General features: G+C 64.9%; 11 protein-coding genes and 1 pseudogene. 8 read left to right on the top strand and 4 right to left on the bottom strand.

All coding sequences use genetic code 11. The features are described from left to right. Window positions 1–394, bottom strand: a pseudogene (locus SE91_RS03255) (O-antigen ligase family protein); the annotation flags it as partial. A gap of 317 nt (window positions 395–711) precedes the next feature. Here SE91_RS03255 and SE91_RS03250 point away from each other — a divergent pair. Then, window positions 712–1698 carry a glycosyltransferase gene (locus tag SE91_RS03250; protein WP_061846566.1) on the top strand — a complete coding sequence of 329 codons (987 nt, stop codon included), beginning with the start codon at window positions 712–714 and terminating at the stop codon, window positions 1696–1698. Between the two features lie 15 nt (window positions 1699–1713). Here SE91_RS03250 and SE91_RS03245 read toward each other — a convergent pair whose 3' ends face one another. Next, window positions 1714–2742, bottom strand: a complete 1029-nt coding sequence (locus tag SE91_RS03245; protein ID WP_061846565.1) for a glycosyltransferase family 2 protein — start codon at window positions 2740–2742, stop codon at window positions 1714–1716. Between the two features lie 407 nt (window positions 2743–3149). Here SE91_RS03245 and SE91_RS03240 point away from each other — a divergent pair, with 407 nt between their 5' ends. The 5 genes from SE91_RS03240 (at window position 3150) to SE91_RS03220 (ending at window position 8952) form a co-directional block, all read left to right on the top strand. Then, window positions 3150–3944, top strand: coding sequence for a class I SAM-dependent methyltransferase (locus SE91_RS03240; protein WP_061846564.1), 795 nt, complete (start codon window positions 3150–3152; stop codon window positions 3942–3944). Between the two features lie 271 nt (window positions 3945–4215). Further along, complete coding sequence (locus tag SE91_RS03235) at window positions 4216–6573, top strand: exopolysaccharide transport family protein (protein WP_061846563.1); 2358 nt, start codon at window positions 4216–4218, stop codon at window positions 6571–6573. Then, on the top strand, window positions 6566–7369 hold the full coding sequence (locus tag SE91_RS03230; RefSeq protein WP_061846562.1) for a WecB/TagA/CpsF family glycosyltransferase: 804 nt from the start codon (window positions 6566–6568) through the stop codon (window positions 7367–7369). The genes SE91_RS03235 and SE91_RS03230 overlap by 8 nt, the downstream gene beginning before the upstream one ends. 19 nt (window positions 7370–7388) lie before the next feature. Then, window positions 7389–8381, top strand: a complete 993-nt coding sequence (galE, locus tag SE91_RS03225) for a UDP-glucose 4-epimerase GalE (RefSeq protein WP_061846561.1) — start codon at window positions 7389–7391, stop codon at window positions 8379–8381. A gap of 229 nt (window positions 8382–8610) precedes the next feature. Further along, a complete protein-coding gene (locus SE91_RS03220; RefSeq protein WP_061846560.1) occupies window positions 8611–8952 on the top strand; it encodes a hypothetical protein in 342 nt (113 codons plus the stop codon). Here the strand turns inward: SE91_RS03220 and SE91_RS03215 are convergent. After that, window positions 8926–13041 carry a bifunctional diguanylate cyclase/phosphodiesterase gene (locus tag SE91_RS03215; protein WP_061846559.1) on the bottom strand — a complete coding sequence of 1372 codons (4116 nt, stop codon included), beginning with the start codon at window positions 13039–13041 and terminating at the stop codon, window positions 8926–8928. The genes SE91_RS03220 and SE91_RS03215 overlap by 27 nt on opposite strands. A 405-nt stretch (window positions 13042–13446) precedes the next feature. Between SE91_RS03215 and SE91_RS03210 the strand changes: the two genes are divergently transcribed. Next, a complete protein-coding gene (locus SE91_RS03210) occupies window positions 13447–14814 on the top strand; it encodes an LLM class flavin-dependent oxidoreductase (RefSeq protein WP_061850908.1) in 1368 nt (455 codons plus the stop codon). A gap of 55 nt (window positions 14815–14869) precedes the next feature. Here SE91_RS03210 and SE91_RS03205 read toward each other — a convergent pair whose 3' ends face one another. Beyond that, entirely contained in the window at window positions 14870–15325 is a 456-nt protein-coding gene (locus tag SE91_RS03205) for an Lrp/AsnC family transcriptional regulator (RefSeq protein ID WP_061846558.1), read from the bottom strand. A 154-nt stretch (window positions 15326–15479) separates the two neighbouring features. On the opposite strand from SE91_RS03205, the gene SE91_RS03200 reads away from it, so the two are divergent. Continuing rightward, window positions 15480–18692: indolepyruvate ferredoxin oxidoreductase family protein (locus SE91_RS03200; protein WP_061850906.1), on the top strand; the 3213-nt coding region annotated here is incomplete at its 3' end.

The following is an 18692-nucleotide window of genomic DNA, read 5'->3' as shown; positions in this document are numbered from 1 at the left end:
GCAGCACGGCGAGCGACGTCACGCTCGCCGCGAGCACGAAACGCTGGAACGACACGCCGCGGCTCTCGGAGAAGGCGATGTTGATCAGCAGCCAGCCGACGAGGCAGAGATGCAGCGGGGTGACCAGGGTTTTCAGCGCCGGCGCATCCGTCGCGGCGACGCACAGCACCGCGACGACAGCCAGGAGGCCGTAGACGATGTAGGTCAGCGCCATTCGTCCGCCCACGACGGTCACGAAATGCTCGCTGCGCAGGTCGGGAAACGGCTCGAGCGTCACCAGGATCAACAGCAGGGCCGCGACCGCGACGAGGCAGCGCGCCGCGCGCATGGCGTTCACCCCTGCAAGTCCATCATGCAGGACGTGGCCGAATGATCGGGTTTCGACGTCAGTCATGTCAGGGCGCTGCGATCCAGGCTGCAATCCGTGGCGACAGCTGGTGAGGCCGGCCGAGCTCAGGTTCTAGCTCACCGCCGTTAACCATCCGTCAACCAGCTTGCCAAAAGCGACCGTAGATGCGTTGCGGGCAGAGTTGCCGAGCTCGTCGGATTTGCAGCAGGCTCGATGTCGCCTGCTTAACGTTACTCCACAAATCCGCCGCCACGCGGGCGCTAGCGGCGGCGAACTTGCCGACAATGCGGCTATCATCCGCCGCAGCCGAGATTTCGGCAGACGTGCCCCTGGTTAACAGACCATTAAAGACGAGCTGCCGCTTGATCACCGCCGACGAGGTTCTCGAACTACCGGCCGCCTCACGCGTGGCGCCGGCGACGCGCCTGCCGCTGCCGGTGACCCCGGCCCCGTCGGTCTCCGTCGTCATTCCCGCCAAGAACGCTGCGGCCTATATCGGCGAAACAATCGCGAGCGCACTTGCGCAGGACCATGTCGGCGAGGTGATCGTCGTGGACGACGGCTCGACCGACGACACAATTGCGATCGTTCACGCCATGCGCGATCCGCGGCTGCGCATGATGAACAACTATTCTGCCGGCGTGTCCGCGGCGCGCAATCTCGGCGCGCGCCATGCGAGCGGCGATTGGCTGCTCTTCCTCGACGCCGACGATCGCCTGCGTCCCGGCGCCGTGGCGGCGCTGCTGGCGGCGGCGCGCGGCGCGCCCCGCGCGGTTCTCGTCTATGGCGACTACAACACGATCGACAGCGAGGGACGGCAGATCGGCCGGCGCGACCTGCTGAAGGGACGCAGCAAGCCATCCGGCGACGTGCTGATGCGGCTTGCAGCCGGCAATTTCATCGTCAATGGCGGCATTGCGATCACCCGCGCGGAAGCCTTCCGCGCCGTCGGCGGCTTCGACGTCTCGCTCAGATATTGCGAGGATTGGCACTGCTGGTGCCGGCTTGCCGCGATCGGCGAGTTCGAATTCGCACCAAAGCTCCTGCTCGACTATCGCGTGCATACCGCCAACACGATGAATGCGGCAGTGCGGACGCCGCAGGATTTCTTCCCGGCGGTCGCGCGCGTCTTCGACGACGGGCTGATCCTGGCAAGACTGCCCGAGGACATGGCGGACCCGCTGCGTCAGGCCGCCGAGATCCATCTCGTCACCTATTCAGCAATGCAGGCCGTGCGCTTCGGCAGATATCGCCAAGCCTTCACCTATCTCGCGATGGTTGGCCGGCGGTCGCTCAAATCGCTGCCGCGCGCGGCGCTTCGGGTCTTCCTCACCCGTTTTGGCATCTAGGATGCCATCACGGCATCAGGACACGATCTTCGAGGCCTCATAGGGCTTCGGCTCGATGCCGAATGCCGCGAGCACCGAGCCGAGCGCGACCATCACCGGATGCATTGCGACGACGGCCTTGGAGGAGGTCAGCAGGCTGGCGGCGCGAACCAGCGACAGCGGCAGCCGTCCGAGCATCTGCGCGAACACCAGCGCACGCGCTGTCGCGCTCTGCGCGGCCTTTGACTGCACGCGATAATTGATTGCGCCGATCCGCAAGCCTCGCTTCGCGATCCAGCCGAGGCTCGTTCGGCTCTGCGGCACGGTCTCGGTGATGACGGCCTCAGCCGTCCAGTGGAATTTCAGGCCGGCATCGCGGCACCGCACGAAGAAGTCGCAATCGCCGCCGCCGAGGAAATTGAACCGCAGGTCGAAGGCGGGACGATCGAACCGCTCGAATACCGCGCGCGTGATCAGGCAATTGCCGCAGCCATAGATCAGCGGCACCGCGCCGCTGTACTCATAGGTGGGGTAGAAGGCAGGATGACGCGACAGCCACGGCTGGCTGTCGTCGTCGAAGACGGGCAGCACCGGCCCGCCGACCACGTCGGCGCCGGTCGCCTCCGCGGTGCGAACCATCAGTTCGAGCCAGTCGGGTGAGGCGATCTCGTCGTCGTCGATCATCAGGAAGCGGGTCGCGGCCGGAAACAGCGCCTGGGCCGTCTCAAACGCGGCGTTGATCGCTTGGCAATTGCCCTGCCGCTTCTCAACGAGGCAGATGCCCTGAAGCCTGCTATCGGCGAGATATTCCGCGGCGACAGGCGCGCTCTCGCGGCGCGCCGCATCGTTCTCGACCATGACGACGGCGAAGGAACGGGGCGTGCGCTGGCTCACCAGCGAGTCCAGGGTCAGCCGCAGATGCTGCGGACGACGGAAGCAGGGAATGCAGACGACGATGCCGACCGAAAGATCGATGACGCGGGAGCTCGCCACGATCTCCCGATTGGGATCGGAGACGACGTCCGAGATGCGCGTCGCGGACAGCTCTGTCGGGATCAATGTCATGGCGTCCTAGATGTCCGAGATGTGTTGAAAAAGCCCTGCTTCGATCGCGCGGATCGGCCACGTCCCGCGACGGCACAACGTCGCGGGACAGCGGCGTTCCAAAATGAACGGCCGCCGCGCGGCGCATCCCGCCACGACGCCGGCGATTTGCAGCCATCTCGGCACGATAGCATGCACTTAACCGCGTTCGCGTGCTTCTGACGCAAAACCTTGCACGCGTGGTAGTGCAATTCGCGGTCCAGTGTGCCGACAACGGCTCAACATGAACAATGCTGTAGTTAACGTCTATGGGCATTAACCCGACTGTAAGCACTGCAAGCAGTGAGACGGCGCGGCATCAGATTTGCTCTTCGGGGGAGCGAGTTTTTTCCTGTAAATTTGAATAGAACAAGCGCGGTCAGAAAATCATGAACAAGCCAGCGACGATCGATTTCGCGACAACCACCGCCATCAAGGCCTCCGCGGCGGCCCCACTCGCACTGCACGATCTGGTCCCCGGCGAAGCCCGCGACAGCCTGCTCGCCGTCCATGACGTGCTGCGCCGCGAACTACCGCAAGGCCGGCTCGCCATCTATGAAGCCGGCGGCGGCTCGTGCAGCGTCCTGCCACCGGAATTGCCGGGCCGCAGCCACGTCACCGTCGTCGACATCGATGAGGACCAGGTCCGCAACAACACCTATGCGGACAAGGCAGTTCTCGGTGACGTCCAGACTTACCGTTTCGAGCCCGATACCTTCGATCTCGTGATCTGCTACAACGTGATCGAGCACCTGCCCGACGTCGAGGCGGCGCTCCTGAATTTCCGCCATGCGCTCAAACGCGGCGGAATGATCCTGATCGGCGCGCCCAATCCGCGTTCGCTGTCGGGGGTCGTCACCAAATATTCGCCGCACTGGTTTCACGTCTGGTTCTACCGTCACATCCGCGGCATCAAGGATGCGGGCCTGCCAGGCGAGCCGCCCTTCCCGACGTTCTTCCATCCGCTGGTGACATTGCCGAGGCTCGAAGCATTCGCGGCCGCCAACGGGCTCGAGATGATCTATCGGCGCGAGGTCGAGAGCCCGCGCTACCCCGAGATGCGCGGGCGCAAGCCGCTGTTCGCGGCCTTGGTCGATGCCGGCGCCGCGGTGATGAACGCGGTGCTTCCGCGCAACACCGACGTCCGCCGCGGCGACTATCACGTCATCCTGCGAAAGAGCTGAAAGTCATGCGCGCGCAGTCTATCGAACGGCGAGCGATGCTTCGCGGGCACGCTGCGCGCGGTAACCACCCGTTAATCTCTGGACGATCACGGCGACGCTCCGAAAGGCGGCATGCGCTTAAACGCTTTGTTTGCCATTTCGGTGAATAGTCCCTCAATGAGTATGGTTAATTTTCCCTGTTGCGTTGATTGGGCACCTATATCCCGGGTGCGTGGCGTAAAGCGAAGAGTAACCCCTCAGCCCGCGGCACTTGGAATGAAAGCTGGGGATCATGCTTGACTATAACCAGCCGATCGATCGAACCGGACCGGAGGCCGCGCAACGGAAGCCTCAAGCCGGCTTCAACGCGCTGGAGCTCGCCAATTTGCTGTGGCGGCGGAAGGTTGCGATTGCGGCGGCCGCCCTGCTCGGCGCGACGCTTGCGGTCACCGTCGGCAAGAGCCTGACGCCCCGTTACACCGCCACCGCCCAGCTCTATGTCGATCCGCGCGAGCTTCAGCTGGTCGATCGCGAGCTCACGCCCCGCGCGCAGGATGTCTCCGGCATGTCCATGGTGGTGGAGAGCCAGGCGCGCCTGATCACCTCCAACAGCGTGCTGCTCCAGGTCATCCAACAGGCCGGTCTCGACAAGGATCCGGAATTCGGCGGCGGCGGCGGTACCAGCCTGATGTCGTCGCTGCTCAGCCTGGTCGGCTTGCAACCCCGCGCGCCTTCCGCCGCTGAGAAGAAGGAAGTGGAGCTCGCGGCGCTCGACGCGTTGAACAAGCACATCACGGTCCGCAAGACCGAGAAAAGCTTCATCGTCGACATCGAGGTCTGGTCGACGGATCCGGCCAAGGCCGCGATGCTCGCCAACACGCTGACCAATGCCTACCTCGCCGAATCCCGCAACTCGCAGGCTTCGGCAGCACGCCGCGCCACCAACGATCTGTCCGGCCGTCTGAAGGAGCTGCGCGAACGGCTACGCAATGCCGAGACCGCGCTCGCCACCTACAAGGCACAGAACAATTTCGTCGGCACCCAGGACACGCTGATCAGCGACCAGCAGCTCTCCGCCAGCAACCAGCGACTGGCCGCCGCTCGCGCCGCGACCATGGATGCGCAGGCGCGGCTCGACCAGATCGAGGCGAGCCGGCGCACGGCCGCCGATGCAGGCGCGATCCCCGAGGCGCTGCAATCGCCGACGATCGCGAATTTGCGCGCGCAATATGCCGATGCCCGCAAGAAATATGCTGAGCAGGCCGGCGAGCTCGGCCCGCGCCACCCGGCGCTGCGCCAGACCGAGAAGCAGGTCGAAGACCTCAAGCGCACCATCAGCGAGGAGATCGACCGCTTCGCCCAAGCCGCCAAGAACGATCTGACGCGCGCCCGCGACTTCGAGGCTTCGCTCAACCGTGCGCTGGAAGCGCAGAAGCGGCAGAGCGTCCAGCTCAGCCAGGCCTCCGTGCGTTTGCGCGAGCTCGAGCGTGAGGCCGATGCCAGCCGCGACGTCTATCAGTCCTTCCTCAAGCGCTCGCGCGAGACCGAGGAGCAGGAGAGCCTGAACACCTCAGCAGCCCGAATCATCGGCGAAGCGACGGTGCCGCAGCGACGATCGTTCCCGCCGGCGATGAGCCTGTTCGCCATGATCGGCTTCATCTTCGGCGCAGTCGCCGCCTCGAGCTGGTTCGTCGCGGCCGAGCTGCTGTTCGCTGGTGCAAGTGCACCGGTGCCGACGCCGGTACGCCCACAGCGCGCGCCTGCGTCGGATGCCGCTCGGGCTCCACAGCGTGCGCGGGATCCTGAGACCTCGCCGCCTGAGCAGGAAGTCGCGCAAGCTGCGCCGGAACTGGCCGCACCTCCGTTGCAGCCTGCAATGGTCGAAAAGCCGCTGATCGAAAAGCCGCTGCTCGCCCGCCTCCAGGAGGCCGACGTCATCCACACGCTCGGCGCCATTCTCGCCACGGGCGGCGGCGTCGATCTCACCCGGCTGAGCTGGCCGACGCTGCGCCCTGGCTTCCCCCTGACCACGCTGCTCAATGCCTGGCGCGACATGCGCGCCGCGGCGGCGCGGCGCGCCGCCGGCAAGGCAATGCCTGTCATTGCGCTCGTCGGTCCCGGCGAGACCACCGGACGCAGCGTGACCGCACTCAACTTTGCGCTGGCGGCCGCGCGCGACGGCGCCCGCGTGCTGACGATTGACGCCGACCATCTGGCACGCTCGCTCTCGAACAAGGTCAGCCGGGGCAGCAAAAATGAACCGAGCCGCCTCGGCTGGCTCTCGATCGGCAGCAAGGACGCGCGCGAGATCAAGACGGTGAACGGCATTTCGGTGCTGCCGGCCGCCGACGGCGACGCCGGCAAGGCGACCGAAGCCATCCGCAAGGCCATTGCGCAGGCGCGGGCCGCGGGCGGTTATGATCTCGTGATTCTCGACGGTCCCCCGGTGCCGCTGGCAGCCGGCGGCCGCAAGCTGCTCGACGATACCGACGCGGTGGTGGCGGTGCTGCCAACCAGCCTCGACATCAACGACGGCCTGGAAGAGATCCTGGCCACGCTCGGCCGCGCCGAGCGCAAGCTCGTCGGCGTCGTGCTCGACGAGCTCACTCCCGCAGCCCAAACGCGACAGCAGGGCAGACAATATGCTTGAGCGCCGCGTCAACATCGATGGACGGGCGGCAACTGCCGACGTGCCGCGAACCACCGTCGGCGGCCTTCGTATGGCCGCGATCGACCTGGAAGAAACCGCCGATTTCATGATCGAGGCGACCGATCCCGACAATCGCATCGGACGGCCCCTATTCCTAACCTCGGCCAATGGCGAGGTGCTGGCCCGCTGCTCGACCGAGCCGCAGACCGAGCGCCTGTTCCGCGCCGCCGACTTGATCAACGCCGACGGCCAGCCCCTGGTCGCCGCTTCGAAGCTGCAATCCTGGTTTCCGCTGCCGGAACGCGTCGCGACTACGGACTTGTTCCACATCGTCGCACGCAAAGCGGAACAGGTGGGTCGCACCTTCTACATGTTCGGCGCAAGCGAGGCCGAGAACACCGCAGCGGTCGAGAACGTCCAGAAGATGTATCCGAACCTCAAGATCGTCGGGCACAGCCACGGCTATCTGCGAGGCGAAGCGCTGCGCGCGAAAGTCGCCGAGATCAACGCGCTTGCGCCGGATTATCTATGGGTCGCGCTCGGCGTGCCCAACGAGCAGGCATTCGTGGAGGAGTTCACGCCGCATCTCACCAATGTTGGCGTTATCAAGACATCTGGCGGCCTCTTCAACTTCTTGTCAGGCAGCCGTTCCCGCGCGCCGCAATGGATGCAGAAGTTTGGACTCGAATGGGCCTGGCGGACCTGGCTCGAGCCACGCCGCCTGCTCTGGCGCTATTTGACCACCAACCCCCGCGCGCTCTATCTTCTCTTCAGCCGCAACCGACCCCTCCGCTAAAAGAAGAGCTGAAGACGACATGACCGACCGACCGACCGTCCTCGTCACCGGGGGCGCGGGCTATATTGGCTCGCATGCCTGCCGCGCATTGGCCGCCGCCGGCTACCAGCCCGTCGTTTATGACAATCTCTCGACAGGTCATCGCAGTTTCGTCGCCGGCCCCCTGGTGACCGGCGATCTACTCGACGGCACGACGCTGGCGCGCGCCTTCGCCGATCACAAGATCACGGCGGTGATGCATTTCGCGGCGGCGAGCCTCGTCGGGGAGTCCATGACCGACCCGCAGAAATATTACATCAACAACGTGCAAGGCACGCTGTCGCTGTTGCAGGCGATGCGCAATGCGAACTGCCAGCGCATCGTGTTCTCCTCGACCGGCGCCGTCTATGGCAACGCCGATTCCAAGGAACTGCCGGAAGACTTTCCCTGCGCGCCGATCAATCCGTACGGCGCATCGAAGTTGATGATCGAGCGCATGCTTGCCGACTATCGCTCGGCCTACGGCTTCGGCGCGTTCTGCCTGCGCTATTTCAACGCCAGCGGCGCCGATCCGGCCGGCGGCATCGGCGAGTTGCGCGACAACGAGACCCATCTCATTCCGCGCGCGATGATGGCGCTCCAAGGGCATGTCGAGTTCGCGGTGTTCGGCGAGGACTACGACACGCCCGACGGCACCGCGATCCGCGATTATATCCACGTCACCGACCTCGCGGCGGCACATGTGGCTGCATTGAAGCTTCTGGAACAGGGGCATGCCGGCGGCAGCTTCAATCTCGGCACCGGCTCCGGCTTTTCGGTGCGCGAGATCCTCAACGCCATCAGGCAGGAGACTGGACGCGAGGTGCCGCATACCGTCAAGCCGCGTCGCGCCGGCGATCCCACCTATCTGGTCGCCGATCCCTCGGCCGCGAAAAAGGTGCTGAACTTCGTGCCGCGTCACTCCGATCTGCCGACGGTGATCCGCACCGCATGGGCCTGGCACCAGAAGGCGCATCCGTTCAGGCCGCGTTAGCCAGTCGGCGCGCCCGCAGCTTGCCTGCCGTGCCTTCACACGGCTAGAATGCATATTCGCTGCCGCCGTCAGCGCGTCGCTGACGGCCGCATTGTTCGCATGACCGACGATGATGTCGGCTTGCATGGCTCGGCCCATTGCCCGAGCTAATTTTTTTCCGAGCGAAGGCCACGATCGAATCCAAGCCGTAGGCCCATCATCGGTCCTGGATTCGAGGAGTATCGACCGCATGCATCAGGCTGCACGCCTGGAGTTCGAGCGCGTGATGGACGAATTCGCCCGCTGGCATGGCGTGCCCGCGGAGGAGCGCTCGCCCGCACCTGCCTGGTGGTGGGGTCCTGCAATGGCGGTGTTCGACGACAATGAGCCGATGGGGCAGGCATGGCGCGCTGAGCTCGGCTTGAGCGAGGGCTCGAGCTTCGCCGAAGGCGCGCGTATCATTCTCGCGCTGTTCATCGAGCAGACGTCGCTGACAGGCCCCCAGGACTTTCCGAGCAAATCTGATTGCGAGGGACACGACGTCCGCGAGCTGCACCCGCTGCCGTCAGATGATAGCGCGTTTCAGCCGTAATGATGCAGCTTCGGTCGCGGCAAGGTCCTGCTCCGGCTGGAGCGGCGGCGCGACAATCGGGACCATCGGCCGCAGCAGCTCGGCCATTTGCCGCGCTGGCAATGGTCTGGAGATCAGATAGCCCTGCATCTCGTCGCAGCCGTGGGTGCGCAGGAACGCCTCCTGCTCGGCGTTCTCGACGCCTTCGGCCACGACGGTCATACCGAGCGCCTTGCCCATGCTGATGATCGCCTGCGCAATCGCCTGGTCCTCCGAATCCTGCGGCAGGTCGCGTACGAAGGAGCGGTCGATCTTGATGGTGTCGATCGGGAAGTGCTTCATCAGCGACATCGACGAATAGCCGGTGCCGAAATCGTCGATGGCAAGACGAATGCCGCGGCTCTGGATGGCATCGAGCACCTTGAGCGCGCGACCGACATTGCGCATCATCATGCTCTCGGTGACTTCGAGCTGGAGCAGCACGGGCGACATGCCGGAGACCGCCAACGCCTCGTCGACGTCCTGCAACAGATGCTCGTCGGCGAACTGCCGCGGCGACAGGTTGACCGCCATCGACAGCGGCAAGAGGCCGCGGCGCTGCCAGGCCATGGCCTGGGCGCAGGCCTCGTTCAGCACCCAGCGGCCGATCGGCACGATCAGTCCGGTTTCCTCCGCCAGCGGGATGAACTGCGCCGGCGAGACGTTGCCGAGGTCGGGATGTGTCCAGCGCAGCAGCGCTTCGACGCCGGTGATCTGGCCGGTCTCCATGTCGACCTTGGGCTGATAGTTCAGCGAGAACTGCTCGCGCTCCAGCGCCCGGCGCAGCGCGCTCTCCAGCGACAGGCGCTCGATCGACTGCGTCTTCACTTCCTTGGAGAAGAAGCGATAGCCGTTCTTGCCGTCCTCCTTGGCCAGATACATCGCCATGTCGGCGTTCTTGGTCAGCGTCTGCGCGTCGGAACCGTTGGCCGGATACATCGCGATGCCGATCGAGGCCGTGGTGTGGCACTCGTGCCCGGCCAGCTCCATGGGCTCTGCAAGCGCGGAGAGCAGCCCGGTGGCGATGTGCTGGACGTCGTCGATCTCGCCGCACTGGTCGAGGATCACGACGAACTCGTCGCCGCCGAGCCGCGCCACCACGTCCCTTGCCCGCAACGCGCCGCGCAGGCGGTTGGCGACTTCGAGCAGGAGCAGGTCGCCGGCCTCGTGGCCCAACGAATCGTTGATGACCTTGAAGCGGTCGAGATCGATGAACAGCACCGCAAAACGATGATCGTGGCGGTGCGCCGTGTCGATCGCCTCGCGCAGCAGGCCGTTGAACGTCTCGCGGTTCGGCAGGTCCGTCAGGCTGTCATGCGAAGCGAGGTACTCGATCCGCTCGTCGGCCTTGTTCTTCTCGTCGGCGCGATCGAAATTCTCCATCGCGAAGGCAACGTTGGCGGCGAGGCGCTGCAACAGTTCGACGAACTCGGTCGTAAAGGTCTCGCTTTCGGTCGACATGTAGATCATGACGCCGACGGCGAGGTCGTGAACGACGAGCGGGATCGCCGCACCCGAGCGCGCGCCGTCGCCGCGAACGATGGCATGGAAGGCGCTCACGCGCGGGTCGTTGAGATAGTCGTTGCTGATGCAGGGCTGCCGGGTCCGGAACGCGGTGCCCGCCATCCCCCGTCCTTCGGGGCGTTCGGGGTCGACTGAGAGGCGGACGTTACGCGTGGTGTCGGACGATGGTCCAGCGCTGGCGACGATCTTGAGCTGATCGCTGTCGGCGCTGGCGAGTGCGATGGTCGTCGAGGTGAACTTGGCGCCGTTCGATGCGGCGAGACAGACGAGGTCGTACAATTCGGCGCGCGACTTCGCCCGCATGATCGCCTCGTTGGTCGCGCTCAGCGCCGCGAACATGCGCGTCAGCCGCTCCTTCTGCGCCTCGGTGCGGGCCTTTTCCTCGGCCCGCTCGAAATTGTCGAGCGCAAACGAGACGTTTTCCGCAAGGCGCTCCAGCAGCTCGACCAGGTCAGGCGTGAATGTATCCTCCTCCGGCGCGAGGAAAAGTAGAATGCCGATGGGGTCCTGGCCGGCTCGCAGAAGCGGGAAGCTGGCAGCAGCACGGGTCCCGTCCTCGACGGCCTTGGCGTGCCAGTGTGCCGAGCGCGGATCGTGCATGTAGTCGTTGATGACACAGGGCTGGCGCGTCCGTACCGAAGTTCCGATGATGCCCTGGCCCTCGGGATGGTCCGGAGAAATCGCACAGCTGCGCCCGACCATCCGCTCTTGGAGCCGCCCCTTCACAGCGACGACCCGGACCAGCTCACATGGCTCGTCGATGAGTCCGATCGTCGCCGACGCGAACATGCCGCCCAGCACCGCCGCCTGACATGCGACCTCGAACAGTTCCTCGCGGGTCTCCGCACGCATGATGGCTTCATTGGTGGCGCTCAATGCCGCGAACATGCCGCTCAGCCGGTCCCGCTGCTTGTCGGCCTTCGCCTTCTCCTCGGCGCGGTCGAGATTTGCGACCGCGAACGACACGTTACGCGCAAGGCGTTCCAGCAGTTCGAGCAACTCGGGCGTGAACGTGCCGATCTCGAGGGAGTTGAACAGGAACACGCCTTCGGTGCGGTCGCCGACGAGCAGCGGCAGCGCGGCGGAGGACTTGACGCCGGTGCGGCGCGCACTGTCGTACCACGGCTGGAGCCGGTCGTCGGCCAGCAGGTCATTGGTCAGGCAGGGCTGCCCGGTGCGGAAACACGTGCCGGTCAGACCTCGTCCCTCCGGCACCTTATCCGTCGTGGCGAGTTTGAGTTTGCGCACTTCATCTGAGTTCGGCCCGGCGGAGGCGACGACCCGCAATAGCTCGGAGGCAGGCTCGGCGAGCGCGATCGTCGCCGAGCCGAACTTGCCGCCCTGTGCCGATGCCTCGCATACGAGATCGAACAGCTCGGCACGCGATGTCGCCCGGATGATCGCCTCGTTGGTGGCACTCAGCGCGGCATACATGCGCGCGAGCCGTTCTTCCTCACGTGCGATCTGCGCCTTCTCCTCATCGCGATCGAAGTTCTGGAGCGCAAACGAAACATTCTCCGCCATGCGCAGCAGAAGCGCGACGACTTCCTGGTCCTTGGCCCAGGACCTGCTGATGAAGAACAGGATGACGCCGACACTCTCGCCACATTTGACCAGCGGAGCCGCGACGCAGGCCGCAACGCCCGCGTTGACATTGGCCTGCTCCCACGGCGTTCCCTTGGTGCGGCTGACGAGGTCGTCCTCGACATAGGGCTTTTGACTGCGGAAGACATTGCCGGAGATGCCGCGGCCATAGGGATTGTCGGCATCGACGGAATATTTGGTCTGTGCGACGAGCTCGAGATTCTGGCCAGTGCCCGCGGCGGGCTTCAGCCAGTGGGACTCCCGCTCCTTCAGCAGAACGACCGTCGCCAGCGACTTGCCCCCATGGACCGAGGCGTCGCACACGAGCTGGTACAGCTCCTGCTCGGTTTTGGCGCGCAGAATGGCTTCGTTGGTGGCACTGATGGCGCCGAACATGCGGTTCAGTCGCCGCGTCGCCCGCTCGCTGGTCTGCCGCGCGATCTCGCGCGCGAAGTTGTCCAGCGCATAGGAAATGTTGGCCGACATCCGCTCGAACAGCGACACCATCTGCACGTTCAGAGAGCCGGCCTCGCGACGGGTCACGAAGAGAACGCCGACACTCTTGCCGTTGCAGAGCAGCGGCAGCGCCGCAGCCGCGCCGATTTGCGCCGCAGCCGCCCCCGCGCGCCATGCGAGCGATCTCGGGTCGTTCAGATAATCGTTGCTGATGCACAGCTTCTGATCGCGGAACGCCTCGCCACCGACACCCGAGCCTTCCGGCGTGCCGGCTTCCGTCGTGATCACGATGGAGCGCAACCGCGCAACGTCGTCGCCGCAGCCGGCCGCAAAGCCCAGCCGTCGGCCATCCGGCTCCACCAGGAACACGGCGACCGCCAAAAAGTCCCCGCTCGAAAACCCGGCGTCGCAGACCATCTGGTACAGCTCGTCCGGCGATTTCGCGTAGAGGATCGCTTCATTGATGGCGCTCAACGCCGCAAAGGTGCGCGCGAGTGTCGTCGGCACGATCTCAGCTCCCGGGCATTTCTGCCTATTTCTCCCGGGTGCCTTTATGAAGCGCGATCGCCTAAGTGGTCGTTATTGCGCGCTGCAAACCGTCGATCAAAGTGAACGAGCTGCGAACGAGGGCTACGAAACTATCGAAAATACCGCCGCGCGGGACGAATCCTCGACCGAATGCGCGCTTTCTTTACGAATTTGCAGCCCTGTATTGGTTTACGGGAGATTGATATCGCGGCGGCACTTTGAGACGATGCCGGCCAACAAGCAGCCCGCTCAAGGGCACCAAGCCGAGGGAACGCGATGCCGATCGTCAGCGCCGATCGCCTCACGCGCATCAGCTCCACCGCGTGATCGCCTTTCCTACTTATGTCGACCGCGTCAAGGCCGGACACATCGGAGAACAGCAGCATGGATCGGCAGATGATACTGGTCGGCTTCCTCCAGGCGCAGAACTGCACGAATTTGCCGAGTTCGTGGCGGCATCCGGACTCGCGCAACGATTCGATGTCAGCGGACTATTATCAGGAGATCGCCAGAATTCTCGAAGCCGGCAAGTTCCACATGGCCTTCTTCGACGACCGCCTGGCGATGCCGGATCGCTACGGCAACGACCACGCCCACACCGTCGAGTATGGCATCCGCTGCGTGAAGATGGACCCGCTGATCGTGCTGACCACGATGGGCATGGTCACCGAGAAGCTCGGCCTGGGCGCGACCTGCTCGACCACCTATTACGAGCCCTTCGACGTCGCCCGCCGCTTCGCAACGCTCGACCTGATGTCGGGCGGACGTGCGGGGTGGAACGTGGTCACGTCGCTGAACGACGGCGAGGCGCTCAACATGGGGCGCGACTCCCACCCCGAGCACGATTCCCGCTACGACCGCGCCGACGAGTTCATGGAGGTCGTGCTCGGCCATTGGGACACCTGGGAGGACGGCGCGCTGATCATGGACAAGCGAAGCGGCCGCTTTGCCGATCCCGCCAAGGTCAAGCGGCTCGATCACAAGGGGCCGGCCTTCACGTCGCGCGGGCCGTTCACCGTGCCGCGGTCGCAGCAGGGTCATCCCGTGATCATCCAGGCCGGCGCGTCCGGCCGCGGCCAACGCTTCGCGGGCCGATGGGGTGAGGTGATCTTCACCGCCGCGCGCAACCTCGCCGCCGCGAAGGAAGGTTATGCGTCCGTGCGCAACGAAGCCGCCAAGGCCGGCCGCGATCCCGACCAGATGTTCCTCTGCAATCTGACGACGCCGGTATGCGCGGCAACCAAGGCTGAAGCCGAAGACAGGATGGCGCTGATCAACACGCTGCCGCTCCAGATCGACGCGCTATCCCTGCTCGCCGAAGCGCTCAACTACGATTTCGCCTCCAAGGACCTCGACGACCCGCTGACGACGGAAGAATTGAAGAGCATGCAGGGCATCCTGGGAATTCGCGACGGCGTTTTGAAGACTTCTGGCAAGAGCAATCCGAGCGCGCGCGACTTTGTCACTTTCTCCGGCCGCGGCCAGCTCCAGGATGCGATGGTGGGCGGCCCCAAGGAGATCGCGGACAAGCTCGAAGAAATGTTCGTCGAGCGAGGCTGCGACGGTTTTGTCATCGCCGCGACCTATGTGCCGGGCTCCTATGCTGACTTCGTGCAGCACGTCGTGCCCGAGCTGCAGCGGCGCGGGCTATTCCAGACGGACTATCGCGGCAAGACGCTGCGGGAAAATCTCGGACTGAAGCGGCCGGCTGCAGGCAGCTGGAAGACGCAGCGGCGCGATGCCGCGGAATAGGTCTCTCGGGGTGACGAAGTAACCCGCATCGCACTCGACAGTGCCGTAGGGTTAGTCAAAACGGCAGCGCCACGCCCGTCTTGATCTCCTTCAGCACCACGTTGCTGCGAACGTAGCGGATGCCGGGGATGCGGAACATGAACTCGTCCAGGAATCTGTTGTAGGCGGCCATGTCCTGCACGACCACGCGCAGGTGATAGTCGGCATCGCCCGTGGTCGCAAAGCACTCCAGCACCTCGCGACGCCCCGTGACGCGTGACACGAACTCGTCGACGAACTTGGCATCATGCCGCTCCAGCGAGACGTGGAGGATGGCGGACATCGTAAAACCCGCCCGCTCACGATCGATCAGCGCGGCGTAGCCACGGATGACGCCGCTGTCCTCGAGCGCACGCACCCGGCGCCAGCAGGCCGAGGTGGACATGCCGACCTCGTCGGCGACCTGCTGATTGGTGGCGCGGCCATCCTTCTGCAGATGGGCGAGTATTCGCGTGTCCTGTTCTTCGATCATGGAAACCTCTCAAGTCGGAAAGATCTACCAAATTTGATCGTACTGCGCAAAACTCTACCGGATTCGTAATCTATTCGGGATGAATAGGTAAGACCTACCAGCCGCCCGGGCCTAACCTCCTCTGATCCGGCAGGGAATGCCGCGGGAGGTCCGCATGGACGCCATTCCATCCCTCGACGCCTATGAGCTCTCCGACCGCTACGACCGCGAGGAAGGCCGTGTCTTCCTGACGGGCACACAGGCGATCATCCGCATCGCACTCGATCAGGCCAGGCGCGATCGGGCGCGCGGCCTCAACACCGCAGGCTTCATCTCCGGCTATCGCGGCTCGCCGCTCGGCGGCGTCGATCTCGAACTTTGGCGCATCGAGCAGCGGCTCAAGCGGGACCGCATCGCATTCCTCCCCGCCGTGAACGAAGACCTTGCGGCGACCGCTGTGCTCGGCTCGCAGCAGGTGGAGACGCAAGCCGACCGCCAAGTCGATGGCGTGTTCGGCCTCTGGTACGGCAAAGGCCCCGGCGTCGATCGCTCTGGCGACGCACTCAAGCATGGCAATGCCTACGGCTCATCGCCGCATGGCGGCGTGCTTGTTGTGGCCGGCGACGACCATGGCTGCGTCTCGTCCTCGATGCCGCACCAATCCGACGTCGCCTTCATGAGCTGGTTCATGCCGACGCTGCATCCCGCAAGCGTCGGCGAATATCTCGAATTCGGCGAATATGGCTACGCGCTGAGCCGCTTCTCCGGCATGTGGGTCGGCTTCAAGGCGATCTCGGAGATCGTGGAATCGGGCGCATCCGTCGCGCTGCGCCCGCCCCGCGACTTCCGCACGCCCGACTTCACGCCGCCGCCGGGCGGTCTGCACTATCGCTGGCCCGACCTGCCGGGACCGCAGATCGAGGAGCGTCTCGAAGCGAAGAAGCACGCTGTCTACGCCTTTGCAAAAGCCAATCCGATCGATCGCCACATCTACGACATTCCGAACGCCACCTACGGCATCGTCACGACGGGCAAGGCGCATCTCGACCTGATGGAAGCGCTGCGGCTGATGGGCCTCGATGAGGCGGCCTGCCGCAGCATCGGCATCGACATCTACAAGGTCGGCATGGTCTGGCCGCTGGCGCTGCATGACGCGATGGAGTTCGTCAAGGGCAAGCGCGAGATCCTCGTGGTCGAGGAGAAGCGCGGCATCATCGAGAGCCAGTTCAAGGAATATTTCTACGACTATCCCGGCAGCAAGCCCGAGCGCATGGTCGGCAAGCATGACGAGCAGGGGGCACGGCTGATCTCCTGGATCGGCGAACTGTCGCCGCGGGCACTCGCGGGCGTGCTGGCGCGCCGGCTCGATCCGATGTTCCCGGGCCTCAATCTCGCTGCGCGCGCTGCTAGCTTGATGCCGGAGGCGGCACGCACGATCAACGTCGCCGGCGCGACGCGCACGCCCTATTTCTGTTCGGGATGTCCGCACAACATTTCGACTAAGGTGCCGGAAGGATCGAAGGCGCTGGCCGGCATCGGCTGCCATTTCATGGCCAGTTGGATGGACCGCGAGACCTCTTCGCTGATCCAGATGGGCGGCGAGGGCGTGAATTGGGCGGCTTCATCGAAATTCACCGGCCACAAGCACATCTTCCAGAATCTCGGCGAAGGCACCTATTATCATTCCGGCTCGATGGCGATCCGGCAGGCGATCGCCGCCAAGGCCAATATCACCTACAAGATCCTGTTCAACGACGCCGTCGCAATGACCGGCGGCCAGCCGGTCGACGGGCCCGTCAGCGTGCATGCGATCGCGCACAGCGTCCGCGCCGAGGGCGTTAAGCGCATCGCGCTGGTCTCGGACGATCCCACGCAGTTCTCGCCGGCGGACCTGCCTGCCGGCGTCACCATTCACCCGCGCGACAAGATGGACGCCGTGCAGCGCGAGCTGCGCGACGTGCCCGGCGTCTCGGTGCTGATCTACCAGCAGACTTGCGCCACCGAGAAGCGGCGCCGGCGCAAGCGCGGGCAGATGGCCGACCCCAAGCGGTTCGCCTATATCAACGATCTCGTCTGCGAGGGCTGCGGCGATTGTTCGGTCGAGTCCAACTGCCTCAGTGTCGAACCGAAGGAAACTCCGTTCGGCCGCAAGCGCCAGATCAACCTCTCGGCCTGCAACAAAGACTTTTCCTGCCTCAATGGCTTCTGTCCCAGCTTTGTTACGGTCGAGGGCGCGACGCGCCGGAAGAAGGCTGCGAGCGGGATCGACGCGATCGGCCGCGCCGCGACGCTTCCCCTGCCCGCCTCCGCGTCTCTCGACCGCCCCTACGATCTGTTGGTGACCGGCGTCGGCGGCACCGGCGTGATCACGGTCGGTGCACTGATCGGCATGGCCGCGCATCTCGAACGACGCGGCGTGTCGGTGCTGGATTTTACCGGCTTCGCACAAAAATTCGGACCGGTGCTGAGCTACATCCGGCTTGCCGCCTCTCCCGAAGCGCTGCACCAGGTTCGCATCGACCAAGGCGCGGCCGATGCACTGATCGGCTGCGACCTCGTCGTCAGCTCCTCGCCGAAGGCCTCCGGCACCTATCGCCGCGGCACGCGCGCCGCGATCAATACCGCGGAGATGCCGACCGGCGACGTCGTCCGCTTCCGGGACGCCGACCTCGCCTCTCCTGCCCGCCTGCACGCGATCAGCCGCGTGATCGGCGACGGCAATCTCGATACGATCAACGCGAATGCGCTGGCCGAACGGCTGCTCGGCGATGCCGTCTATGCCAACATCATCATGCTGGGCTTTGCCTGGCAGCGCGGGCTGGTCCCGGTCTCGCTGCAAGCGCTACTGCGCGCAATCGAGCTCAACGGCGTCATGGTCGAGCGCAACAAGCAGGCGTTCGCCTGGGGCCGGATCGCCGCTGCCGATCCGGATTTTCTGCCGAGAACGAGCGATGCGCCCGCTGTCGAGACCCTCGATCAGCTCATTGAACGCCGCGTCGATTTCCTCTCGGCTTATCAGAACGAAGCTTACTCGGCGCGTTACCGAGCGATGGTCGCAAGAGTCCGCACCGCAGAGTCTGCTCTGGGCAGCGAGGCCTTGACCGATGCGGTCGCCCACGCGCTGTTCAAGCTGATGGCCTACAAGGACGAGTACGAGGTGGCGCGGCTGCACATGCAGAGCGGCTTCCTCGACGAGCTGAAAGGCGCGTTCGAGGACGGCTTCAGCATCCGCTATCACCTTGCCCCGCCCTTCCTGCCGTCAAGGCGCGACGCACGTGGACGTCCGCGCAAGCGTGCCTTCGGACGGTGGATCCAGGGGCCGCTGACCCTGCTGGCGCGGATGAAGGGCCTGCGCGGAACATGGCTCGATCCGTTCGGCTACACCTCC

It is taken from the genome of Bradyrhizobium sp. DOA1, assembly GCF_001593325.1.
Classification (GTDB): Bacteria; Pseudomonadota; Alphaproteobacteria; order Rhizobiales; family Xanthobacteraceae; genus Bradyrhizobium.
This window is presented reverse-complemented; position numbering and strand designations above follow the sequence as displayed.

Excerpts from the sequence above, each read along its gene's own strand:
- SE91_RS03245 (WP_061846565.1), bottom strand. The coding sequence starts at position 2,742 with ATGACATTGATCCCGACAGAGCTGTCCGCGACGCGCATCTCGGACGTC.
- SE91_RS03240 (WP_061846564.1), top strand. The coding sequence starts at position 3,150 with ATGAACAAGCCAGCGACGATCGATTTCGCGACAACCACCGCCATCAAG.
- SE91_RS03235 (WP_061846563.1), top strand. The coding sequence starts at position 4,216 with ATGCTTGACTATAACCAGCCGATCGATCGAACCGGACCGGAGGCCGCG.
- SE91_RS03230 (WP_061846562.1), top strand. The coding sequence starts at position 6,566 with ATGCTTGAGCGCCGCGTCAACATCGATGGACGGGCGGCAACTGCCGAC.
- galE (WP_061846561.1), top strand. The coding sequence starts at position 7,389 with ATGACCGACCGACCGACCGTCCTCGTCACCGGGGGCGCGGGCTATATT.
- SE91_RS03220 (WP_061846560.1), top strand. The coding sequence starts at position 8,611 with ATGCATCAGGCTGCACGCCTGGAGTTCGAGCGCGTGATGGACGAATTC.
- SE91_RS03210 (WP_061850908.1), top strand. The coding sequence starts at position 13,447 with ATGGATCGGCAGATGATACTGGTCGGCTTCCTCCAGGCGCAGAACTGC.
- SE91_RS03205 (WP_061846558.1), bottom strand. The coding sequence starts at position 15,325 with ATGATCGAAGAACAGGACACGCGAATACTCGCCCATCTGCAGAAGGAT.